Raw genomic sequence first — 18761 nt, forward strand, 5'->3', positions numbered from 1 at the left:
CCAGCCCCCATTATGATCCAGGGATGGCCCGTTTTCCTGTTCCTGAACTGCTCGCCCCTGCCGGCACCATCGATGCCGTTCGCGCTGCCGTCGCGAACGGCGCCAATGCCGTCTACCTTGGCGCGTCCATGTACAATGCGCGCGATGAGGGGGCGCAGCTCACGCTCGACGAACTGGGGCAGGCGTGCGCCATCGCGCATGCGCGCGGGGTGCGGGTGTATCTCACCTTCAACGTGCTCATCAAGCCCCATGAGCTGTCCGAGGCGCTGCAGTACCTCGGCGAGTGCATCGATCGCGGCATCGATGCGGCCATCGTGCAGGACCTTGGTGTGGTGCGACTCATCCAGCAGGTGTACCCGCAGCTCGAGGTGCACGGCTCCACCCAGATGACGGTGCACGACGTGTCCGGCGCCCGGGTCATGCAGCAGCTGGGCGTGGAACGCGTGGTGCTGGCGCGCGAGAACACACTCGAGGACATTCGCGCCATTCGCGAGCAGGTCCCGGCGCTGAGCCTCGAAACGTTCGTGCATGGCGCGCTGTGCATCTCGTATTCGGGACAGTGCTTCATGTCGGGCATGATCAGCGAACGCTCGGCCAATCGCGGGTCCTGCGCGCAATCGTGCCGCAAGGACTACACGCTCACCGACGAAGCCAGCGGCGCCACGCTCGACCGCGGATACCTCATTTCCACGAAGGATCTGGCGGCACACGATCACCTTGAAGCGATCGCACGACTCGGGGTGGGGTGCCTCAAGGTCGAAGGGCGCAAGAAGAAGCCCGAGTATGTGGCCACGGTCACCAAGGCCTACCGCGGCTGGCTCGACGGCATCGCGCGCGGGGAATCGGGGCGAGCGCCGGATCCGGCCGAGGTGGAGCCGCTGGTGCAGATCTTCAGCCGCGGCAACACGGGCGGCATGTACGGTGGCCGACAGGGGCGTGAGTACATCACCCGCACGCAGCCCGACAACCGCGGGCTCCCGATTGGTCTGGTGACCGGCGCCGACGGTGCGGCGCTGGTGATCGAGGTGCAGCGCCCCGTGGCGGTGGGCGATGGGCTGGGCTTCGAAGCGCCCGCGGGTGACAGCGGTGCGTCACTGGGCGGGACCGTGGCCGAGATGCGTACACTGTCGGTGCGGGCAGGAGTGCATCGTCAGGCCGTGCTGGTGAAGAGCGGCCCGCGCGTGACGCGGGTCCCGGAGGGATGGCACGTGGTACGCACCACCGACGCCAACCTGATGGACACGGCGCGGCAATCGTTCGCCCAGGTGGCCGTTCCCGAGCGCACCGGCGTGCAGCGTCTCGACGTGCGCTGCTTCGGGCAATCGGGAAGTCCGCTCAAGACGGTGTGGCGCTGCGGCGACATCGAAGTGACGGTGCGCGGCGACGTCCCGCTCGCGCAGGCCAGCAAGCGCTCACTCGACATGACGCAGCTGCGCGAGCAGTTCGGACGGTTGGGGGGCACCCCGTTCAAGCTGGGCGCCGTGGATATCAGCGGTCTGGCCAGCGGCCTCTTTCTCCCGGTGAGTGAGCTCAACCGCGTGCGGCAGGATGCCACCGAACAGATCGAGCAGCAGCGGGGGTGGGCGCGCATGAGCGAGGAGGCGGTCCGCAGCGCGCGCATCGCCGAGTGTGTCACGCGTGTGCCTGAGGCCACGGTGGTCGCGCGGGTGCCATTGCCGGATCGCTTTGCGTTGCGGGCCGTGGTCTTCGACGTGGAGCAGGCACGCGAGGCGGCGGGTGGCGGCGCCACCGAAATCGTGCTCGATCCGTTCCTGCGGCATCCGGCGCCGCCACTGGCGCGCGTCGCGGCGCTGCGCGATGAGCTGGCGGGCCAGGGAGTCGCGCTGCGTTTGCGCACGCCCAGCATCGTGCGCCCCGAGGAGCGCGCCCGACTGACCAAGTGGTTCGGCCTGGGGCTGCCACTGCTCACCGGTCATCTGGGGCTCGCGGCGGAGTTCGGCGCTGCCGGGCACGATGTGGTGGCCGATTATGCCGTGAATGTCTTCAATCAGCATACCGCCGCACTGCTCTTCGAGTGTGGGGTGCCGCGTCTGGTGGCAAGCATCGAGCTCACCACCGACGAACTGGGGCAGCTGGTGGCGCCGTGGGGCGGGCACGGCTTCGATGTGCTGGTGTACGGCCGTCCGGAGGGGATGACGATCGAGCATTGCGTGCTGAGCGCGGCCTTCGACCGCGAACCCACGACCTGTCGCGACCTGTGCGTGCAGAAGCACACCAACGTGTCGCTCACCGATCCTGCCGGTTACACCTTCGCGGTGGCCACCGACAGCAATTGCCGCAACCGGCTGCTGCACTCGCGCCCCATCGAGGCCAGTGAGTTCCTCCCGGCGCTCTGGGGGCACGGGATTCGCGGCTTCCACATGGTGTTCAACGTGCCGGGCGATCCGGTGCGGGACCTGGTACGTGCCCATCGTTCGGCGCTCGACGCGCTCGATGCGGGTGAACAGCCCGATGTCCACGCCTCACGCCGCCTGCTCAACAACGTCTTTACGCGCGGCCATTTTGCCCGCGCCGTCTGATCGCGCATGAAGAAATCGATGATGCCGCTGGTCGCCCTGCTCATCGGGCTGTTTCACCTGTACGAGGCCGTCATGGCGGCCCTGGCGGGCGAGTACGGGCGCATGGCCTGGAAGGGGGTGCTGGCCGTGGTGCTCGTCGTGGTGGCGTGGCTCATGAACGATACGGGGAAGCGCTTCTCCGATTCCTGATCGCGGCCACATGCCCACGGGCTGCGTTGTGACGATGGCGCGCACGGAGATCGGGTAACGGAGATGAGCCGCCGGTGTGCTACGGTACGCCATGCGCTCGCACTCTCCCCCGACCTACGGCTCCCTCAGCGATGCCCGCGCGCTGCTGTCGGCGCGCTTCGGCTACCCCGATTTCCGGCCGCCGCAGATTCGCGCGGTAGAGGCGGTGCTGTCGGGGCGGGACGCGCTCGTGGTGCTCCCCACCGGGGGCGGCAAGTCGCTGTGCTATCAGGTGCCGGCGCTGGTGCGCGGCGGACTCTGTGTCGTGATCAGTCCGCTCATCTCGCTCATGAAGGATCAGGTGGAGGCGCTCGAGCGTCGCGCCATTGCCGCGGCCTTCATCAACAGCACGCTCGGTGCAGGCGCGGTGGCGGAGCGTATGGCACGCGCCCGCGACGGCGCGCTGGCGCTGCTGTACCTGTCACCGGAGCGACTCGAAGCGGGGCACACCTGTGCGCAACTGCGGGCCATCGGCGTGCGTCTGCTGGCGGTCGATGAGGCACATTGCATCAGCGAATGGGGGCACGATTTCCGCCCCAGCTACCGCCGGCTGGGGCAGCTGCGGCAGGCGCTGGGGGCGCCGCAAACCGTGGCCCTCACCGCCACCGCCACACCGGAGGTCCGCCGCGATATCGTGCAGCAGCTCGCCCTGCACGCACCCACCGTGGTGGTGGCGGGATTCGATCGCCCCAATCTGACCTACCGCGTACGCCGTGTGCAGCGGGCGCCCGAAAAGGACGCCTTGGCCGTCGAGCTGCTGAAACGGGAAACGGCGCCGGCCATCGTCTACACCCCCGCGCGCAACGCGGTCGAACGCATCACCGCCATGCTGGGGCGGGCACACATCCGCGCCACCGCCTATCACGCGGGACTCGGGCACCAGATACGGCAACGCGCGCAGGACGCGTTCATGGAGGAGCGCACGCGCGTCATCGTGGCCACCAGTGCCTTTGGCATGGGGATCGACAAGCCCGATGTGCGGCTGGTGGTCCACCACGCCATGCCGGGCTCGCTCGAGGCCTACTATCAAGAAGCGGGTCGCGCCGGCCGCGACGGGCAGCCCAGCCGCTGCGAATTGCTGCATGCCCCCACCGACCGCAACACGCACGAGTATTTCCTGGCGGGCACGCACCCCACTCGGCATGACGTCGACCAGGTGTGGTGCACACTGCAGCAGCGGGCCGATGACACGGGTGTGGTGCCGCTCGCGCCGCCAGCCTTGGCCAGACAGGTGCCCGGGGTAAATGAACGCTGCGCCGCGGCCGCCCTGCGCGTGCTGCTCGCGCATCACCTGTGCCAGCTGGTGCCGCCACGCCCGGGACAGGTGCACGCACGCTTGCTGGCGACGCCGGTGCGCATTGCCCGCGAGCTCCACGGCCCACGCGACTTCGACCGCGAACTGCTGCGGGCCCTCTGGCGCGGGGTGGGGCCCGCGCTGTCGCACGGTGCCACCATTGACCTTGACGGGTTGCCCCCGGGATTGGGTGGCGCTGCCATGCTCGTCCCTGTTCTGGAGCGTCTCGCGTCGGAACAGTTTGTCACATGGCGTCGCGTCGACGGCGGCATACGACTGGCACCATCACACCGGCGGCGCGCCTCGCCACCCATCCGGTGGGACCAACTCGAGCGACGCCGACGCACCGACGTGGCCCGCCTCGACGCCATGGAGCACTATGCGCACACCACCCATTGCCGAAGAGCGTACGTCCTGCGCTATTTCGGTGATCGCGAGGCACGCGCGCAGTGTGGCGCCTGTGATCGCTGTCTCGCGAACACGGTCACGGTGGCTGGTCACTCCCACGACCCGGCCAGTCGTGGCCGGTCGCGCCCCCGGTCCTGAACCACACTCCCTTCCGACCGTACCCGATGGACGACAGTCTGTATTTCTCCGAGCAGCACCTTGCCGTACGTGACATGGTGAGCGCTTTCGCCCGTGACGAAGTGGCGCCAGTGGCCGCGCAGCACGACGATGCCTCCACGTTCCCGTGGGAGAACGTCAAGAAGATGGGAGAGCTCGGTCTCCTCGGCATTCCGTGGTCGGAGGACGTCGGTGGTGCCGGGTTCGACACCATCAGCTTCATGATCGCCATCGAGGAACTCGCCAAGGTCTGCGCGTCGCACTCCATCACCATTTCCGCGCACACCACGCTCGGCACGTCCCCCATCGTCAACTTCGGCACACCGGCGCAGATCGCGCGCTACGTGCCCCTGCTGGCGAGTGGCAAGGTGCTGGGCGGATTCGGACTGACCGAGGAGGCGGCAGGCAGCGATGCCGGTGGAACCCGGACGACGGCGGTCAAGAAGGATGGCTACTACCTGCTGAACGGCAGCAAGCGGTTCATCACGCACGCCGGGGTGGGCGAAGTCTTCGTGGTCACCGCGGTGACGGATCCGTCCAAGGGGACCAAGGGCATCTCGAGTTTCATTCTCACCAAGGAGAGCGTGGATCTCGAGCAGTGCCGACTGTTGGGCGTGGGCCACGACGATTCGCTCGCCCCCATGCCAGGGTTCAAGGCCGGCAAGAAAGAGGACAAGCTCGGGTGGCGCGCCTCCGACACCCGCGAACTGCTCTTCGACAACGTCGAAGTGCCGGCGGAGAATCTGCTGGGTACCGAAGGGTTGGGCTTCATCAACTTCATGAAGACTCTCGACGCCGGTCGCATCGGCATCGCCGCCCTGTCCATCGGGATCGCCCAGGGCGCCCTCGATGAGGCCCTCAAGTACGCGAGCGTGCGCAAGCAGTTCGGTGCCGCCATTGCCACGTTTCAGGGCGTGCAGTTCCAGCTGAGTGACATGGCCACGGAAATCGAGGCCGGGCGTCATCTGGTCTACCACGCGGCGTGGCTGTCGCAGAACGGGAAGCCGTTCGGCAAGGAAGCGGCCATGGCCAAGCTGTTCTGCTCGGAACTGGCCATGCGGGCCACGATCAAGGCCATCCAGATCCACGGCGGCTACGGCTACACCAAGGACTATCCGGTGGAGCGGTTCATGCGCGACGCGAAGATCTGCGAGATCGGTGAAGGGACGAGCGAGATCCAGCGGATGGTCATCGCCCGGCACCTCCTCAAGGGGCTGGTGGCCTAGGAACGAGAGGGATAGCTTACCCCTGTTCCACTCTAGCCGTCGCTTATGGCGCCGGCGGCCCGTGCGACTCACGGGCCGTTTGCGTTTGTGGGTCGGGTTTTCCGGGGCCAGCGTGCTGCCGGTCAACCCGTCCACACGTTCCACCGCCTGACACGCCTTGGTCGCGTCGATCGCGGGGGCCCGCGTTTCACTCCGAGGCCAGCGCCTCCTGCCGCCGTGACGTCTGTCGCGAGGCCGGGATGGTCCGCGACCCGGGGGCGCGAGGCACTCGATCCGATCTCGTCAGCCGGTGGGGGAGCCGTGTGACGTACGATCGTGCGCTGCCGTTGCCTCCCGTGTTTGGGACGCAACAGACGGGCGCGCTCGATTTTCCTGCAGGTCCACCGTTATGTGCTGTCGTTTCGGGTCGGCCGGAGTCGCCGCCAGCCTGAGGCAGGCAGTGGGTTGCAATGAAGCGAGAACTCCTGGTGAACGCGACGCCGCGTGAAACGCGCGTCGCCATCATCGAGGACGGCCAACTGGTGGAGCTGCTGGTCGATCGGCCCGATGCGCGTCGCATGGTTGGTGACGTGTACCTCGGAAAGGTCGAAGCCGTGCTTCCGGGCATTCAGGCCGCCTTCGTGAACATCGGCACCGAAAAGTCGGCCTTCCTCCATGCAGCCGACGTGGTCGTCGAGGATGCGCAGGTCTCGGATGACGACGACGAGGACGAGGACGCCGCGGAGGAACAGGGCGGGGGCGGGGGAGGCGGCGGTCGCCGCGGGCGGCGCGAGGTGCGCCCCATTCAGGACCTGCTCAAGCGCGGCCAGGACATCCTCGTGCAGATCACCAAGGAGCCCATCTCCACCAAGGGCCCGCGCGTCACCGCCCAGGTGTCGCTGGCGGGACGGTTCCTGGTGTACATGCCCTTTGCCTCCAAGGTCGGGGTCAGCCGCAAGATCGACGAGCGGGCCGAACGCCAGCGCCTGCGCAGCATGGTGGGGGAGATGCTCCCCGATGACTCGGGCGGCGTGATCGTGCGCACCGTGTCCGAAGATGCCACCAAGGAAACGTTCGAGCGTGAACTCAATACGCTCATGAACAACTGGAAGCGCATCAAGCGGAAGACGCAGTTCCTGCGGGCGCCGGCCATGGTGCACCGGGAAACCAACGTCACGCGCGGTCTCGTTCGCGACCTCTTCAGCGCCAAGGTTGAGCGCGTGCTGGTGGACAGCAAGCAGGTGTTCAACGAGATCACCGAATACCTGCAGGGCATTGCACCGGATCTCGTGGAACGGGTGAAGCTGTACGAGGAGCCGGTTCCGCTCTTCGACAAGGAAGGGATCGAGACGGAGATCCGCGATCTCTTCAAGCGTCGCTGCGACCTGCCGAGCGGTGGCTACATCATCATCGAGCAGACGGAAGCGCTGGTCTCCATCGACGTGAACTCGGGGCGCTATACCGGAAAGCGCGACCCCGAGAAGACCATCTTCAAGACCAACACGGAGGCGGCACGGGAGATTGCCCGGCAGCTGCGGCTGCGCGATGTGGGCGGCATCATCGTGTGCGACTTCATCGACATGGAGACGCAAGGGAACCGCGACAAGGTGCTGCATGAACTGCGCACGCATCTCGGTCGCGACCGCGCCCGGACCAAGGCGTTTGCCGTGTCGGACCTCGGGTTGGTGGAGATGACCCGCCAGCGGGTGCGGCAGAGCCATTACCAGAGCATGACCGAGTCGTGCCCCACCTGCAGTGGGACCGGGCGCGTCTTCACCCCCGAAACCATCGTGCGCCGTACGGAACGCGCGGTCCGTCGCATGTCGGCCGAGGGGCGCAAGGAGCCGGTGGTGCTGCGCCTGCACCCCGAGGTGGCACTCCATGTTCTGGAACAGGAGCACGATTTCGTGAAGCGGCTGGAAAAGCTGGCTGGTTTTCCGCTCGAATTGCGCGACGATCCGCTCCTCAAGCCCGACGAGATCAAGCTGGTGGTGCGGGGCGCGCAGCGTGATGTGACACAGCAGTACGCGTTGGCCTGACCCGTACGAGGGGCGGCACCTCGCCCCGTTGACACCTAAAGCCAATCTGGATAAGCTTCTAGGCTACGTCTGGAACGCACATAACTGGAACCAACCATGAGCTACGCGATCATCCGCACCGGCGGCAAGCAGTTCCGCGCCGAGCCGGGCAAGACCCTTCGGATCCCTTCGTTGCTGGGTGAAGCCGGCACGGCCGTCGAATTCAACGACGTCCTCCTTGGCTCCGACGGCAAGCAGATCCAGGTGGGTGTGCCCACGCTTTCCGGCGCCAAGGTCACGGCGGAGATCGTGAAGCACGGACTCGACGACAAGATCATCGTCTTCAAGTTCAAGCGCCGGAAGAACTACGCCCGCAAACAGGGTCACCGGCAGAAGTTCACCGAAGTTCGCATCAAGGACATCACCCTCGGCTGAGCGCCGGCGGTGCGCCGCTCGCGGCGCGCTGCCTCACTGGAGTATTCGTCATGGCACATAAGAAGGGCGTCGGCTCCTCACGCAACGGCCGCGATTCCAACCCGAAGTACCGGGGAATCAAGAAGTATGGCGGTGAGTTCGTGACGGCCGGCAACATCATTCTCCGTCAGTGCGGTACCAAGTGGCATCCGGGTGCCAACGTGGGCATGGGCACCGATTACACGATCTACTCGCTCGTCGACGGCGTCGTGCAGTTCGCCCACAAGAGCAAGAAGGCGTACAAGGTCAACGTCGTCCCCGTCGAGTTCGTCGAGGAGACGGTCGAGGCCTGAGCTCGTCGGCCGCGTTTCGAGGGGCAGGGCACCACACGGTGCGCTGCCCCTCGTGCGTTTGTGCCCTGGCCGCGTAACCTGGCGGCCACGTCGCCCGTAGTATCGCCGAACGACACTTTCACCGAGGACACCATGGCACTCTGGGACAAGGTCAGGCAGGGGATCGACAAGGCCGGCAAGGCCGCACAGGACGTCTTCGACGAAGGCAAGCTGCGCCTCGAGGCGTACCGCGCCCGCGAGCAGGCGGACAAGGCCGCCGAGGCACTGGGCTATGCTCTCTTCCGGGCAACTGAAGCCGGTGGGGAGCTCGACGCCGAGGCGCGCGGACGCCTCCTCGACGCCCTGAAGGAACGCGACGCCGAGGCGCGGCGCCTGGAGAATGCCCTGGCCGAGGCCAAGGCGCGCATGGATGACCGACCGGATGCCCCGCCACCGCCGCCGCCAGCGGGCGCTCCGGACGCGCCGGCGCCAGCACCCGCGACACCGCCCCCCGCTACGTCGGCGGCGGAGTCGCCGCCGACAGCGCCGTTCTGATCAGATCGGGCACATCGGTACAGAGGGCATCAACGCCCCACGCCGCCAGCTGGCGCGCGTGGGGCGCGCTGTTCACTGTCCAGGCAATGAGCCTGACCCCCGCGTCGTGACACGTCACCACCAGCGCTTCGTCGATCAGCGGCGCATGTTGCCACCAGGCCGTGGCTCCGCTGTTGGCGAGTGCCGCCGGCAGGTCGAGCGGGTAGGAGGTGCTGAGCAAGCCAATGCGCGTGTCCGCTCGACGCGCCCGCACGCCTACAGGAATACGGTGGTCGAAGGCGTGGACCTCGGCCGATACCTCGCGATGGGCCGAGAGGAAGTCGGCGACCAGCGACTCGACGTGGGGCGCCTTCACTTCCACATACAGCGTCGTGTGTCCGTCGGCCAGCGCGAATACCTCGGCCAGCGTGGGGACGTGCTCGCCCCCCGGCAGCCGGAAGGCGCCCACCTCGGCCGCCGTGAGCTCGGCAATGGGTACCTCATCGTCCAGCCGCTTGAGGGTGGGATCGTGATGGACCACCAGCACGCCGTCGCGGGTGCCGTGCACATCCAGTTCGATACCATCCACCCCGAGTTCCAGCGCCCGCTGAAAGGCGGGCAGGGTATTTTCCAGGAAGGCGCGTGAGGCGCCACGATGGGCAATGAGCGCCGGCCGGCGGCTCGCGGGCGCCTGCGTCGGGATTGGCATACCGCGAAGCTCGCCCCGGTTCCGACGGCGGTCAACGGGACGGGCGCCGGGGCGCGCCTTAACGATTCATCCCACGGGCCGTCCAACAGGCCGAACGTATGATCGACGCCACCCAGCAGGAGGATGCCCAGCTCGATGGGCGCCTTATCGAACAGTGGAAGGCAGGCGACCAGCGGGCTGCGACGGCCATCGTCGAGCGGCACGCCGAGGCGCTGGCGCGTTTTGCTGGACGGCTCGGGGTATCGGACGACGTGGATGAGTTGGTGCAGGATACCTTCATCCGCGCCTTCTCGGCGATCGACACGTTCAGGTCCGAGAGTTCGCTGCGCACGTGGCTGTTCACCATCGAGCGGCGGCTCGTCATCGACCGGCGGCGCGCGCAGGCGCGTCGCGGTCACGATCTCGAAATCGACGACATGCACGCGGCAAGCGGATTCGATGCGCTCGATGTGCTGGTGGCTGACGAAGCGGCGCAGCGGGTTGCCCGTGCATTGGCGCGGCTGACCCGGATGCAGCGTGAGGTATTCACGCTCCGGGTGCAGGAAGGACGGAGCTACAAGGAAATCGCCGACATCCTCGGATCTACCGAGGGAGCGGCGCGGGTGCATTATCACAACGCCATGCGCGCGGTGAAGGAGTTTCTCCATGACTGAGTGTCGCAGCCACGAGCTGCAGGACCTGCTGCCGGACTTTGCGGCTGGTGTTCTCGACGACGTGACGACGGCGCGGGTGTCCGCGCACGTGGTTGAGTGCACGGCGTGCGCGGATGACCTGGCGGTGCTGGAACTCGTTCGCCGTGCGCGTCCGCGGGTGACCGTCCCCGATGTGGCGCGGATCGTCGCGGCGCTGCCGCCCGCGCCTGCGCTGGGGGCGGTCGAGGCGCCACCGGTGGCATCCCGTGGTCCCCGTCTGGTTACGGAAGCCCTCCCGGGGGCGGGCGAAGCACGGGCGGTTTCGTCGGCGCGCCTGCGCCCACGCCCGGTGGTGTTCGGTCAGTCAATCTGGCGGTTGGCGGCCACGCTTGGTGTCGTCATTGCCGGCGGCGCCTCGATGCTGGTGGCGCGGCGTGGCATCACCTCGGTGCAAGCTCCGGTGGGCGCCGGTGCGCTCGTGGTTGGCGAGAGCGCCGACACGATGCGTCCGCAGTTGGCCGAAACCGTAGCCGTGAGTCCCCCCGGCGTTACGGCCCACGCGGTGTCGGTCTCGTATGGCGACCTTGGTGACTACAGCGAGGACGAGCTGCAGCGCATGCTCGACCGTCTCGACGAGTGGGATGGCGCCACGAGCACGGAGCCGTTGCCCGGCGTCCCCATTCTGCCCAACTCTGGAGGGGGTACCCAGTGATCACCTCGTTCACGCGTCACCTGCGATGGGCGCGAACGGTTGCCGTCGCGGCCCTCGCCCTGCAAGCAGGCGCGGCCGGCGTGCCGGCCCCGCTGTGGGGGCAGACGGTGCCGCCAATCACCGACACACGTGGCCAACGTGATGACCCGCGGCGCGCCGAGTTGGAGCGGCGCTTCCAGCAGCGCGTCGAGGCCGTGGTACGCCAGCGACTGCAGTTGAATGACGACCAGGCGGCCCGTCTGCGCGAGGTGGCGAGCCGTACCGAGGGAGCGCGTCGCACGCTGCGGCGTGACGAGATGGAAGCCCGGAAGGCCATGCGGACGGAGTTGCTCGCCGGCGACAACGCCAACGAATCGCGCGTGGCGGAACTGCTGGACCAGATGCCGCGGTTCGAACGACGCCGCATCGACTTGCTCGAGCAGGAGCAGCGGGAGTTGGCGCGATTCCTCACCCCCCTGCAGCGTGCCCGCTACTTCGCGCTGCAAGACGAATTGCGGCGGGGCATGCAGGAGTTGCAGCGCCGCCGGCTGGGCGACGGGGATTCGACGCGGAACGGCCCCCCCGGAGCGGAGCCGCGCCTGCGGCGGCGTCCGCCGGGCGGCGAACGTTGAGCCAGGTCCCCGCAATTTCGCGGTAGCGGCTGCGCGCGGCCGGATGTACACTTTGGGGGTTCGAGCGGGCGTCCTGGCGGCGCCCGTTCGTGCGCCCAGATGGCGGAATCGGCAGACGCAACGGACTCAAAATCCGTCGCCCGCAAGGGCATGTGGGTTCGACCCCCACTCTGGGCATCCCCTCTTCCCATTTGACCGGGATTAGGCGAGCATATCCGAAGGAGTCGTCGCGCACGGGTGCATGGCAACCGGTTCGGGCGATCCTGCGGTACCGATGGGGTGTAGCTCAATGGCAGAGCATCCGACTGTTAATCGGACGGTTGGTGGTTCGAGTCCACCCGCCCCAGTTGTACGAAGCCCGGTCCAATCGGATCGGGCTTCGTCATTGTGGGTACATTGCGACACGTGCTGCCGCACGGTCGGCGCGGTGCGCCTCCACTCCGTCCTGTTTCCACTGTCGTCCCGTCGACGCTCCTCCTTTCGTTCCCATGCCGCTTTCGTTCTCGCTGTCCCATGCTGCCCCCGCGGCCGTCGACACGCCGCTGCTTGTCGTGGTGCTGTCGCCCGCTTCAGCGGTACCCGATGCGCTGCTCGACCTCGACCGCCAGCTTGGCGGCGCCATGTCGCGCTCCGTGTCACGGCGCGACTTCCGAGGGGGGCGCGACGAGACGCTGTTGCTCGTGGGTGGTGATGCCGGCGTACAGCGTGTGCTGCTGGTCGGTCGCGGCGCCGCGCCGCTCACCCGCACGGTGGCGCGGCGGGCGGCCGCCGTGGCGGCACGACAGGCGAGCAAGCTCGGTGTGGCGGCCATGCACCTCATGCTGGACGGGGGCGATGCCGACGCGAATGCCGTGGAGGGGTTGGTGATCGGTGCCGCGGCGGGCAGCTGGAGCTACCTCGACCTGCAAACGCCGCCGCCGGAGAAGGATCGCCGGGCGCGGCTCGAGGCGGTCACCGTGCTGGCCGCGGACAGCGAGGAGATCCGTGCGGCGTTCGCCGCGGGCGTGGCGGTGGCCGAAGGGCAGGCCATTGCCAAGCGGCTGGGACAGATGCCGGGCAATTACTGCACCCCCGACACCTTTGTCGAGGTCGGGCGAGACATTGCCGAGCGCCATGGCATGGCCCTCACCGTGCTTGGTCGAGCGGAGATGACCGCGCGTGGCATGGGCAGCTTCCTGTGTGTCGCGCAGGGTACGTCACAGGAGCCGCGCCTGGTCACCCTCGAGCACCGTGGCGGTCCCGAGGGACAACAGCCGGTGGTGCTCATCGGCAAGGGACTCTGCTTCGACACCGGGGGCATTTCCATCAAGCCGGCACCGGAGATGGAGTGGATGAAGTTCGACATGTCGGGTGCCGGTGGGGTCATGGGCGCCATGGAAGCCATTGGCCGACTGCGGTTGCCCATCAACGTCGTCGGCATCATCGGTTCCACCACGAACATGCCGTCGGGCGAGGCGGTGAAGCCCGGCGATGTCGTGCGCGCATCCAACGGCAAGACGATCGAAATCATCAACACCGACGCCGAAGGGCGCCTGGTGCTGGCCGACCTGCTCGTGTACGCGAAGCAATTCAACCCGGCCATTGCCATCGATGCCGCGACGCTGACCGGTGCCATTGTCATTGGCCTTGGTCACAATGCCGTGGGGGTATTCAGCACCGACCAGGGTGCGGCGAACGAAGTCCTGGCCGCGGGACAGGCGGCTGGTGAGCCCGGCTGGGGCATGCCGATGTGGGAGGACTATCGCGAGCAGATCAAGAGCGATGTGGCCGACATGAAGAATACGGGTGGCCGCGCGGCGGGCTCCATCACCGCGGCGCTCTTTCTGCAGGAGTTCGTGGACGGGTTCCCATTCGTGCATCTCGACGTGGCAGGCACCGCCTACTCGCAGAGCGACCTCGGGTGGATTCCGAAGGGTCCCACCGGGACGCCCGTGGGGACGTTCGTGGAATTCGTACGGACGCGCGCGCGGCAGTGACCCGTGTGACCTGCGGGGCGTGGCGCTGGCTGGTGCTGGTGCTGCTGGTCGTCGCGGGCCACGTGCGCGCCGTGGGCGCTCAGGTGCGCCCCGACAGCGCCAAGCGGGCCGACAGCGTCAAGGTGGCGGTACCGGTGCCCCCTCCGGCGCAGCCAACGGCCGCGCAGCCGCCGGCGCGTCGGGACAGCGTGGCCCGCGACAGCATCGTGCAGGACTCGCTCATGCGAGCCCGCATTCTGGCGCGCTCCGACAGTGTGCGGCGCGCCATCGAGGGGGATACGATCAAGTCACCGCTCGCGCACTTCGATGCCCCGCCGGCTCTCGAGGTCACCGATCGGCTCCGCTGGCGGCGCGATTCCATCCTCGCGACCGGCGCGCTCAACCTGGCGGATCTGCTCGATCGCGTGCCGGGAGTGACCACCTATCGCAGCGGATGGCTGGCCGGCATTCATGCCGCGACGTTCAATGGGGACGGTTCGCGCATCCGGGTGTTCCTCGACGGTGTGGAGCTCGACCCGGTCGAGCCACGCAACGGGGGGCTGCTCGACCTGACGGACATCCCGCTCTGGAACCTCGACGAGCTCCTCATCGAGCGGGCACCGGGTGAGGTGCGGGTATGGTTGCGCTCCATGACCACCACGAGCACGACCCCCGCGACGCGCGTGGATATCTTCACGGGCGATCTGAATACGAATGCGTTTCGCGCCTTCCTCGCGCGACGGTGGCGCAACGGGTTCGCCGTGCAGTTTGGCGGGCAACAGATTGCCACCCAGACCGGGCGCGTCTCGGCGTTCGGCGCTGAGGGAACACGGCGTCTGCGCAGCGACGGGGAATCGCAGGCCTTCTACCTCCGCCTGGGGTGGGCGCGGGGGAAGCTGAGCGTGGATGCGTTCGCCAATGCCATCAGCCGCGAGCGGGATGCGCATACCCCGCGTTCCGGCTTTCTGGCGCTTCCCGCGTTCAAGGGGCAGCGGCGCGACGCGTATGTGCGGATCGGCTACGGCGACACGAGCAGCGGACTGTGGTCGCAGGCCATCGTGAGCGCGCTCCGCACGCGGCAGGATGGTACCGACTCCACGGCAATCGTAGCGCGGGACACGATCACCATCGAAGGCGATACGATTCGCGGGCAAACGCAGCATGTGGTGGCGGTGGGCTACCGGGCCACGTGGTGGTCGGCCTCGCTCACGAACCGGGTGCGCCCGCGGGGGGGCGTGGCAGCACACGCGCCGGTGGTGCGCGCCAACGCATCGTGGAAGTGGCTCGACGCCGGCGGCTGGATCGAACGCAACGGGCGCGACTCCACCGATCGCACCGATCTTTTCGCGCGCGTGCGTCCGTTTTCGTGGCTGACCATGGTGGCCGGGCGAAGCAGTCGCTCCCCTGCCGACACCACCGGGCGGCCGGCGTCGAGTACGCTGCGCGCCGAGGTGGCGGTGCGCCTCAAGGGGCTGTGGGTGGGCGGTGGCATCTTGCGCGATGATGCCAGCTTCCAGGGCACGCTGCCGTTGCTGGGCATGCCGGCCACGACGTTCGGTACGGCAGCGGCCACTGGCGTGTCGGCGACGGTGCACGGCCGGCTCTACAAGGATCTGCGGCTCGACGTGGTGGCCGTAAACTGGAACGCCGCGCAGTTCAATCGCCCCAAGACCCAGGTACGCACCGAGCTGGCGCTGGTTTCCCAGTGGCTGCGCAAGTTTCCCAAGGGGCAGTTCGGCTTCAACGCGCGGCTCATTCTCGACAGCCGGTCGGGGGTGCCGTTCTTCTACGGTGCCAACGAGGAACCGACCAAGTGGATCACCGAGCCCGCGATTGTCGCTACCGGGTTGCTCGAGATCCGCATCCAGCGCGGCACGCTCTTCTACCAGTACCGGAATCTCACCGGCGGGCAGTACGAACAGATTCGCGGCATCACCATGCCGCCGGCCGTGCAGATGTACGGGGTGCGCTGGGAGTTCTTCAACTGACCGTCACATCCCGTCGTCGCGCCGCAGGCGTTATCATTCGGCGATGATTCGCTCCATGACGGGGTACGGGCAGGCCGAGGGCACGGTGGGCGCGCTTCGCGTCGTCGTGGATGTGCGCACGGTCAACCACCGGTTCTTTTCGCCGAGCATCAAGCTGCCCAACGCCTTTGCGCGCTGGGAAACCGAGGTGCGTGAGGCCATGCGCCACAAGGTTGCGCGTGGTCATGTCACGCTGACGGCGCGCAGCGAACGGCTGGCCGAGACCAGCCTGGCCATTGATGAAGCCCGTTTTGCCGCTGTCGCCGCGCAGTTGCAGGAGCTGACCGCGCGCCACGGCCTTTCCGGCGGCGTGGATTTGGCGAGTGTCCTCCGCATGCCGGATGTGCTGGCGTCGCCGCGGGAGGATGACGCGACGGGCACCGTAGCCGAGCTGGTGGCCATCGTGGACGTGGCGCTCGAGGCGCTGCAGCGCTCACGGGCGGAGGAGGGGGAGCGGCTGGCCGCCGTCCTCCGGCAGCGGCTCGAGCTCATTGCCGGCGCGCTCGACCGGATCGGCGCCCGCGCCCCGGAGCGGGTGGTGGCCTATCGGGACCGCCTTCGCGACTCAGTGCGGGAGTTGGCCGACGGGGTGGCCGTTGACGATACCCGTCTCGCCCAGGAGATCGCCATCCTGGCCGACCGCATGGACGTGGCGGAGGAGTTGGACCGGTTCCGTTCGCATCTGGTGGCCTTTCGCGCCACCCTCGATGACGCCGGCGGGGAACCGGTCGGGAAGCGCCTGGGCTTTCTCCTGCAGGAAATGCTGCGGGAGGCGAATACCACTGGCAGCAAGGCGGCCGATGCCGCCATCCTTCACGATGTGGTTGGCGTGAAGGAGGAGTTGGAGCGTATCCGGGAGCAGGTCGAGAACCTCGAGTGAGCGCCTTTCCGGTCATCCTGTCCGCCCCGTCTGGGGGTGGAAAGACCACGATCGCCCGCCGGCTGCTGGAGCGGCGGCTCGATCTGGGTTATTCTGTCAGTTGTACCACGCGGCTCCCCCGGGAGGGGGAGGTTGACGGTCGCGACTATCGTTTCCTCACCCGGGAGGCGTTCGAAGCGGCGGTCACGCGCGGCGAGTTCGCCGAGTGGGCAGAGGTGCATGGCAACCTGTACGGCACGCTGCGCACCGAAGTCGAACGCGTCCTGGCGGCGGGGCGACATGCGCTGATGGACATCGATGTACAGGGGGCGCGACAGTTTCATCTCGCGTTCCCGGACACCGTGCTCATTTTCGTGCTTCCCCCCTCCGGCGAGGTGCTCAAGGCGCGACTCTCGGCGCGCAAGAGCGAGGACCAGGCGAAGTTGCTGGTGCGGTTACGGAATGCGCGGGCGGAGCTGGGGGAAGTCGGGCGTTACCACTACGTGGTGGTCAACGACAACCTCGAGCGCGCGGTGGATCAGGTCAGTGCGATCATCGATGCCGAGGGGCTCCGGCACGATCGGGTACACGAAATCGAAGCACAGGTCGAGGGGCTCATCGAGCAACTCGAGCAGGAAATTCACGTTTTCAGCAAGGGCGACTGATGCAGGTATTCACTCCGACGGACGTGGCCAAGCATGCGGCCAACAAGTACCTGAGCGTGCTCATTGCAGCCAAGTTCGCGCGCGTGCTGAACGAATTCCCGCGCGATCGTTCGCTGCACGAAAAGAAGCTCACCACGCGGGCGCTCGAGGAGCTCACGCACGGTGAGATCGACTACAAGGTGGTCCCGCGCCGCCGCTCCCCCTGATCGCGCACGGAGCTGCAGGATCAGGCGCCGCGCCGTGACTCCGGTCTCGGCGCGGCGCCCTGTTTGGCCCCTGTCGTGCTGCGCTGCCACTCGGTGGCGCTCCCCATTCTCCCCACCCGCTCGCCCCCAACGTGGACGCCAGGGATCGGCTGCGCCGCTACCTCGAACAACGGCGCGACCTCGGTGAATCCGAGTTCGTGCTCGACGGTCTGTCCGTTGATGAGGTGCTGAAGGTGGTGGGTGCCGCCGGCCCGCGTCGGCGGGGCGGCACGGGCGAGCGCCGCACCGGCGAGATCTCTGCGCCCGACTCGGCATCGGGGGGCGCTGCGGCTGGTGCCGAGGGACCGCCTCGTGTGCCCACCCCCCGCTCGTTGCACGCCGAGGCCGAAGTGGCGCCGCCGGTTCCCCCGTTGCCGCCACCCCCCATTCCGGAGCGTCGCTTTGCCGCCGGGGCCACCACCGACTGGCGGGAGGCGTTGCGTGGTGCCAGTGCCGGTGCCCCCGTGCCGTCGCCCCAAACGCCCGTCGCCGGCCGCTCCATATCGGGGTCGCCGCCGCCGACTGCGGCGGGGGCCGACGGCCAGACCCCGTGGCCACCGTGGCTCGCCGCCCTCGATGTGCCAGCCGGACTGGCCGCCGGCCGGTTGCGCCTGGCCGACCTTGCGCCGGAGGTCGCCGCACTGCCCACGCTCAACGACGTGGTGGCCCACGTGGCGCGCTGCACGGCCTGTTCGCTGCACAGGAGCGCCCGTCACCCGGTACCGGGGGAAGGGCCCCCACGTGCCGAGTTGCTCTGCGTGGGCGAAGCCCCGGGCGCCAACGAGGATGAACACGGGCGCCCCTTCGTCGGCGATGCCGGCCAGCTGCTCACCAAGATCCTCGGTGCCATTCAGCTGACGCGCGACGAGGTGTACATCTGCAACGTGCTCAAGCACCGTCCTCCGGGGAATCGCGATCCGCTCCCCGATGAGGTAACGGCGTGTCAGCCGTACCTCTTGCGGCAGATCGAGCTCGTGCAGCCGCGGGTCATTTTGGCGTTGGGGCGCTTTGCGGCGCAAACCCTGCTGCAGACCACAGCCGCCATTGGTGCCCTGCGCGGGAAGCTGCATCAGTACCACGGCGTCCCGCTCATCGTGACCTATCATCCAGCGGCGCTGCTGCGCAACGAGGCGTGGAAGCGTCCGACCTGGGAAGACGTCAAACTTGCTCGACGCGTGCTCGATGCCGCGCGGGCTCACCACGGCGCGGAGTAATTG

General features: G+C 67.8%; 18 protein-coding genes and 2 tRNA genes. 19 read left to right on the forward strand and 1 reads right to left on the reverse strand.

Translation table 11 applies throughout. The annotated features are described in order from the left end of the window. The first annotated feature begins 23 nt into the window (after nucleotides 1–23). From LW840_RS01500 to LW840_RS01535, 8 genes are all read left to right on the forward strand, one after another. Nucleotides 24–2540 (forward strand): U32 family peptidase, encoded by a 2517-nt coding sequence (locus tag LW840_RS01500; protein ID WP_291268604.1) that lies wholly within the window; start codon nucleotides 24–26, stop codon nucleotides 2538–2540. 6 nt (nucleotides 2541–2546) lie between these two features. Next, the gene (locus tag LW840_RS01505; RefSeq protein ID WP_291260945.1) at nucleotides 2547–2729 is read left to right on the forward strand and encodes a hypothetical protein; all 183 of its coding nucleotides are present in this window, start codon (nucleotides 2547–2549) and stop codon (nucleotides 2727–2729) included. A 91-nt stretch (nucleotides 2730–2820) separates the two neighbouring features. Beyond that, on the forward strand, nucleotides 2821–4608 hold the full coding sequence (locus LW840_RS01510; RefSeq protein WP_291276296.1) for an ATP-dependent DNA helicase RecQ: 1788 nt from the start codon (nucleotides 2821–2823) through the stop codon (nucleotides 4606–4608). 26 nt (nucleotides 4609–4634) lie between these two features. Beyond that, complete coding sequence (locus LW840_RS01515; RefSeq protein ID WP_291260943.1) at nucleotides 4635–5852, forward strand: acyl-CoA dehydrogenase; 1218 nt, start codon at nucleotides 4635–4637, stop codon at nucleotides 5850–5852. A gap of 449 nt (nucleotides 5853–6301) precedes the next feature. After that, nucleotides 6302–7870: an Rne/Rng family ribonuclease gene (locus tag LW840_RS01520; protein ID WP_291260942.1), complete on the forward strand. Its 1569-nt coding sequence runs from the start codon at nucleotides 6302–6304 to the stop codon at nucleotides 7868–7870. Between the two features lie 96 nt (nucleotides 7871–7966). Further along, complete coding sequence (rplU, locus tag LW840_RS01525; RefSeq protein WP_291260941.1) at nucleotides 7967–8284, forward strand: 50S ribosomal protein L21; 318 nt, start codon at nucleotides 7967–7969, stop codon at nucleotides 8282–8284. A 50-nt stretch (nucleotides 8285–8334) separates the two neighbouring features. Further along, nucleotides 8335–8616, forward strand: coding sequence for a 50S ribosomal protein L27 (gene rpmA / locus LW840_RS01530; RefSeq protein WP_291260940.1), 282 nt, complete (start codon nucleotides 8335–8337; stop codon nucleotides 8614–8616). Nucleotides 8617–8748: 132 nt separating this feature from the next. After that, a complete protein-coding gene (locus LW840_RS01535; RefSeq protein ID WP_291260939.1) occupies nucleotides 8749–9150 on the forward strand; it encodes a hypothetical protein in 402 nt (133 codons plus the stop codon). On the opposite strand, the gene LW840_RS01540 is transcribed toward LW840_RS01535, so the two are convergent. Next, a complete protein-coding gene (locus LW840_RS01540; protein WP_291276297.1) occupies nucleotides 9110–9838 on the reverse strand; it encodes a glycerophosphodiester phosphodiesterase in 729 nt (242 codons plus the stop codon). The two genes, LW840_RS01535 and LW840_RS01540, sit on opposite strands and share 41 nt — an antisense overlap. Before the next feature lie 98 nt (nucleotides 9839–9936). On the opposite strand from LW840_RS01540, the gene LW840_RS01545 reads away from it, so the two are divergent. The 11 genes from LW840_RS01545 (at nucleotide 9937) to LW840_RS01595 (ending at nucleotide 18758) form a co-directional block, all read left to right on the forward strand. Then, on the forward strand, nucleotides 9937–10491 hold the full coding sequence (locus tag LW840_RS01545) for an RNA polymerase sigma factor (protein WP_291260937.1): 555 nt from the start codon (nucleotides 9937–9939) through the stop codon (nucleotides 10489–10491). Further along, nucleotides 10484–11182 (forward strand): zf-HC2 domain-containing protein, encoded by a 699-nt coding sequence (locus LW840_RS01550; protein WP_291273189.1) that lies wholly within the window; start codon nucleotides 10484–10486, stop codon nucleotides 11180–11182. Before LW840_RS01545 ends, LW840_RS01550 begins: the two co-directional genes overlap by 8 nt. Further along, nucleotides 11179–11793 carry a hypothetical protein gene (locus LW840_RS01555; RefSeq protein WP_291260935.1) on the forward strand — a complete coding sequence of 205 codons (615 nt, stop codon included), beginning with the start codon at nucleotides 11179–11181 and terminating at the stop codon, nucleotides 11791–11793. Before LW840_RS01550 ends, LW840_RS01555 begins: the two co-directional genes overlap by 4 nt. A gap of 93 nt (nucleotides 11794–11886) precedes the next feature. Beyond that, nucleotides 11887–11970, forward strand: a tRNA-Leu gene (locus LW840_RS01560). 98 nt (nucleotides 11971–12068) lie between these two features. Beyond that, a tRNA-Asn gene (locus tag LW840_RS01565) sits at nucleotides 12069–12140 on the forward strand. Nucleotides 12141–12281: 141 nt separating this feature from the next. Next, nucleotides 12282–13769, forward strand: coding sequence for a leucyl aminopeptidase (locus LW840_RS01570; protein WP_291267809.1), 1488 nt, complete (start codon nucleotides 12282–12284; stop codon nucleotides 13767–13769). Next, nucleotides 13766–15736, forward strand: a complete 1971-nt coding sequence (locus LW840_RS01575; RefSeq protein ID WP_291276298.1) for a Plug domain-containing protein — start codon at nucleotides 13766–13768, stop codon at nucleotides 15734–15736. The genes LW840_RS01570 and LW840_RS01575 overlap by 4 nt, the downstream gene beginning before the upstream one ends. 43 nt (nucleotides 15737–15779) lie before the next feature. Further along, nucleotides 15780–16655, forward strand: a complete 876-nt coding sequence (locus LW840_RS01580) for a YicC/YloC family endoribonuclease (RefSeq protein WP_291262235.1) — start codon at nucleotides 15780–15782, stop codon at nucleotides 16653–16655. Next, nucleotides 16652–17299, forward strand: coding sequence for a guanylate kinase (gmk, locus tag LW840_RS01585; protein WP_291262236.1), 648 nt, complete (start codon nucleotides 16652–16654; stop codon nucleotides 17297–17299). Before LW840_RS01580 ends, gmk begins: the two co-directional genes overlap by 4 nt. Next, nucleotides 17299–17505 carry a DNA-directed RNA polymerase subunit omega gene (locus tag LW840_RS01590; protein WP_291267811.1) on the forward strand — a complete coding sequence of 69 codons (207 nt, stop codon included), beginning with the start codon at nucleotides 17299–17301 and terminating at the stop codon, nucleotides 17503–17505. The genes gmk and LW840_RS01590 overlap by 1 nt, the downstream gene beginning before the upstream one ends. A gap of 131 nt (nucleotides 17506–17636) precedes the next feature. Next, nucleotides 17637–18758: a uracil-DNA glycosylase gene (locus LW840_RS01595; RefSeq protein ID WP_291267812.1), complete on the forward strand. Its 1122-nt coding sequence runs from the start codon at nucleotides 17637–17639 to the stop codon at nucleotides 18756–18758. The last annotated feature ends 3 nt before the right edge of the window (nucleotides 18759–18761 follow it).

The sequence above is a fragment of the Gemmatimonas sp. genome (assembly GCF_021298855.1).
Lineage (GTDB): Bacteria > Gemmatimonadota > Gemmatimonadetes > Gemmatimonadales > Gemmatimonadaceae > Gemmatimonas.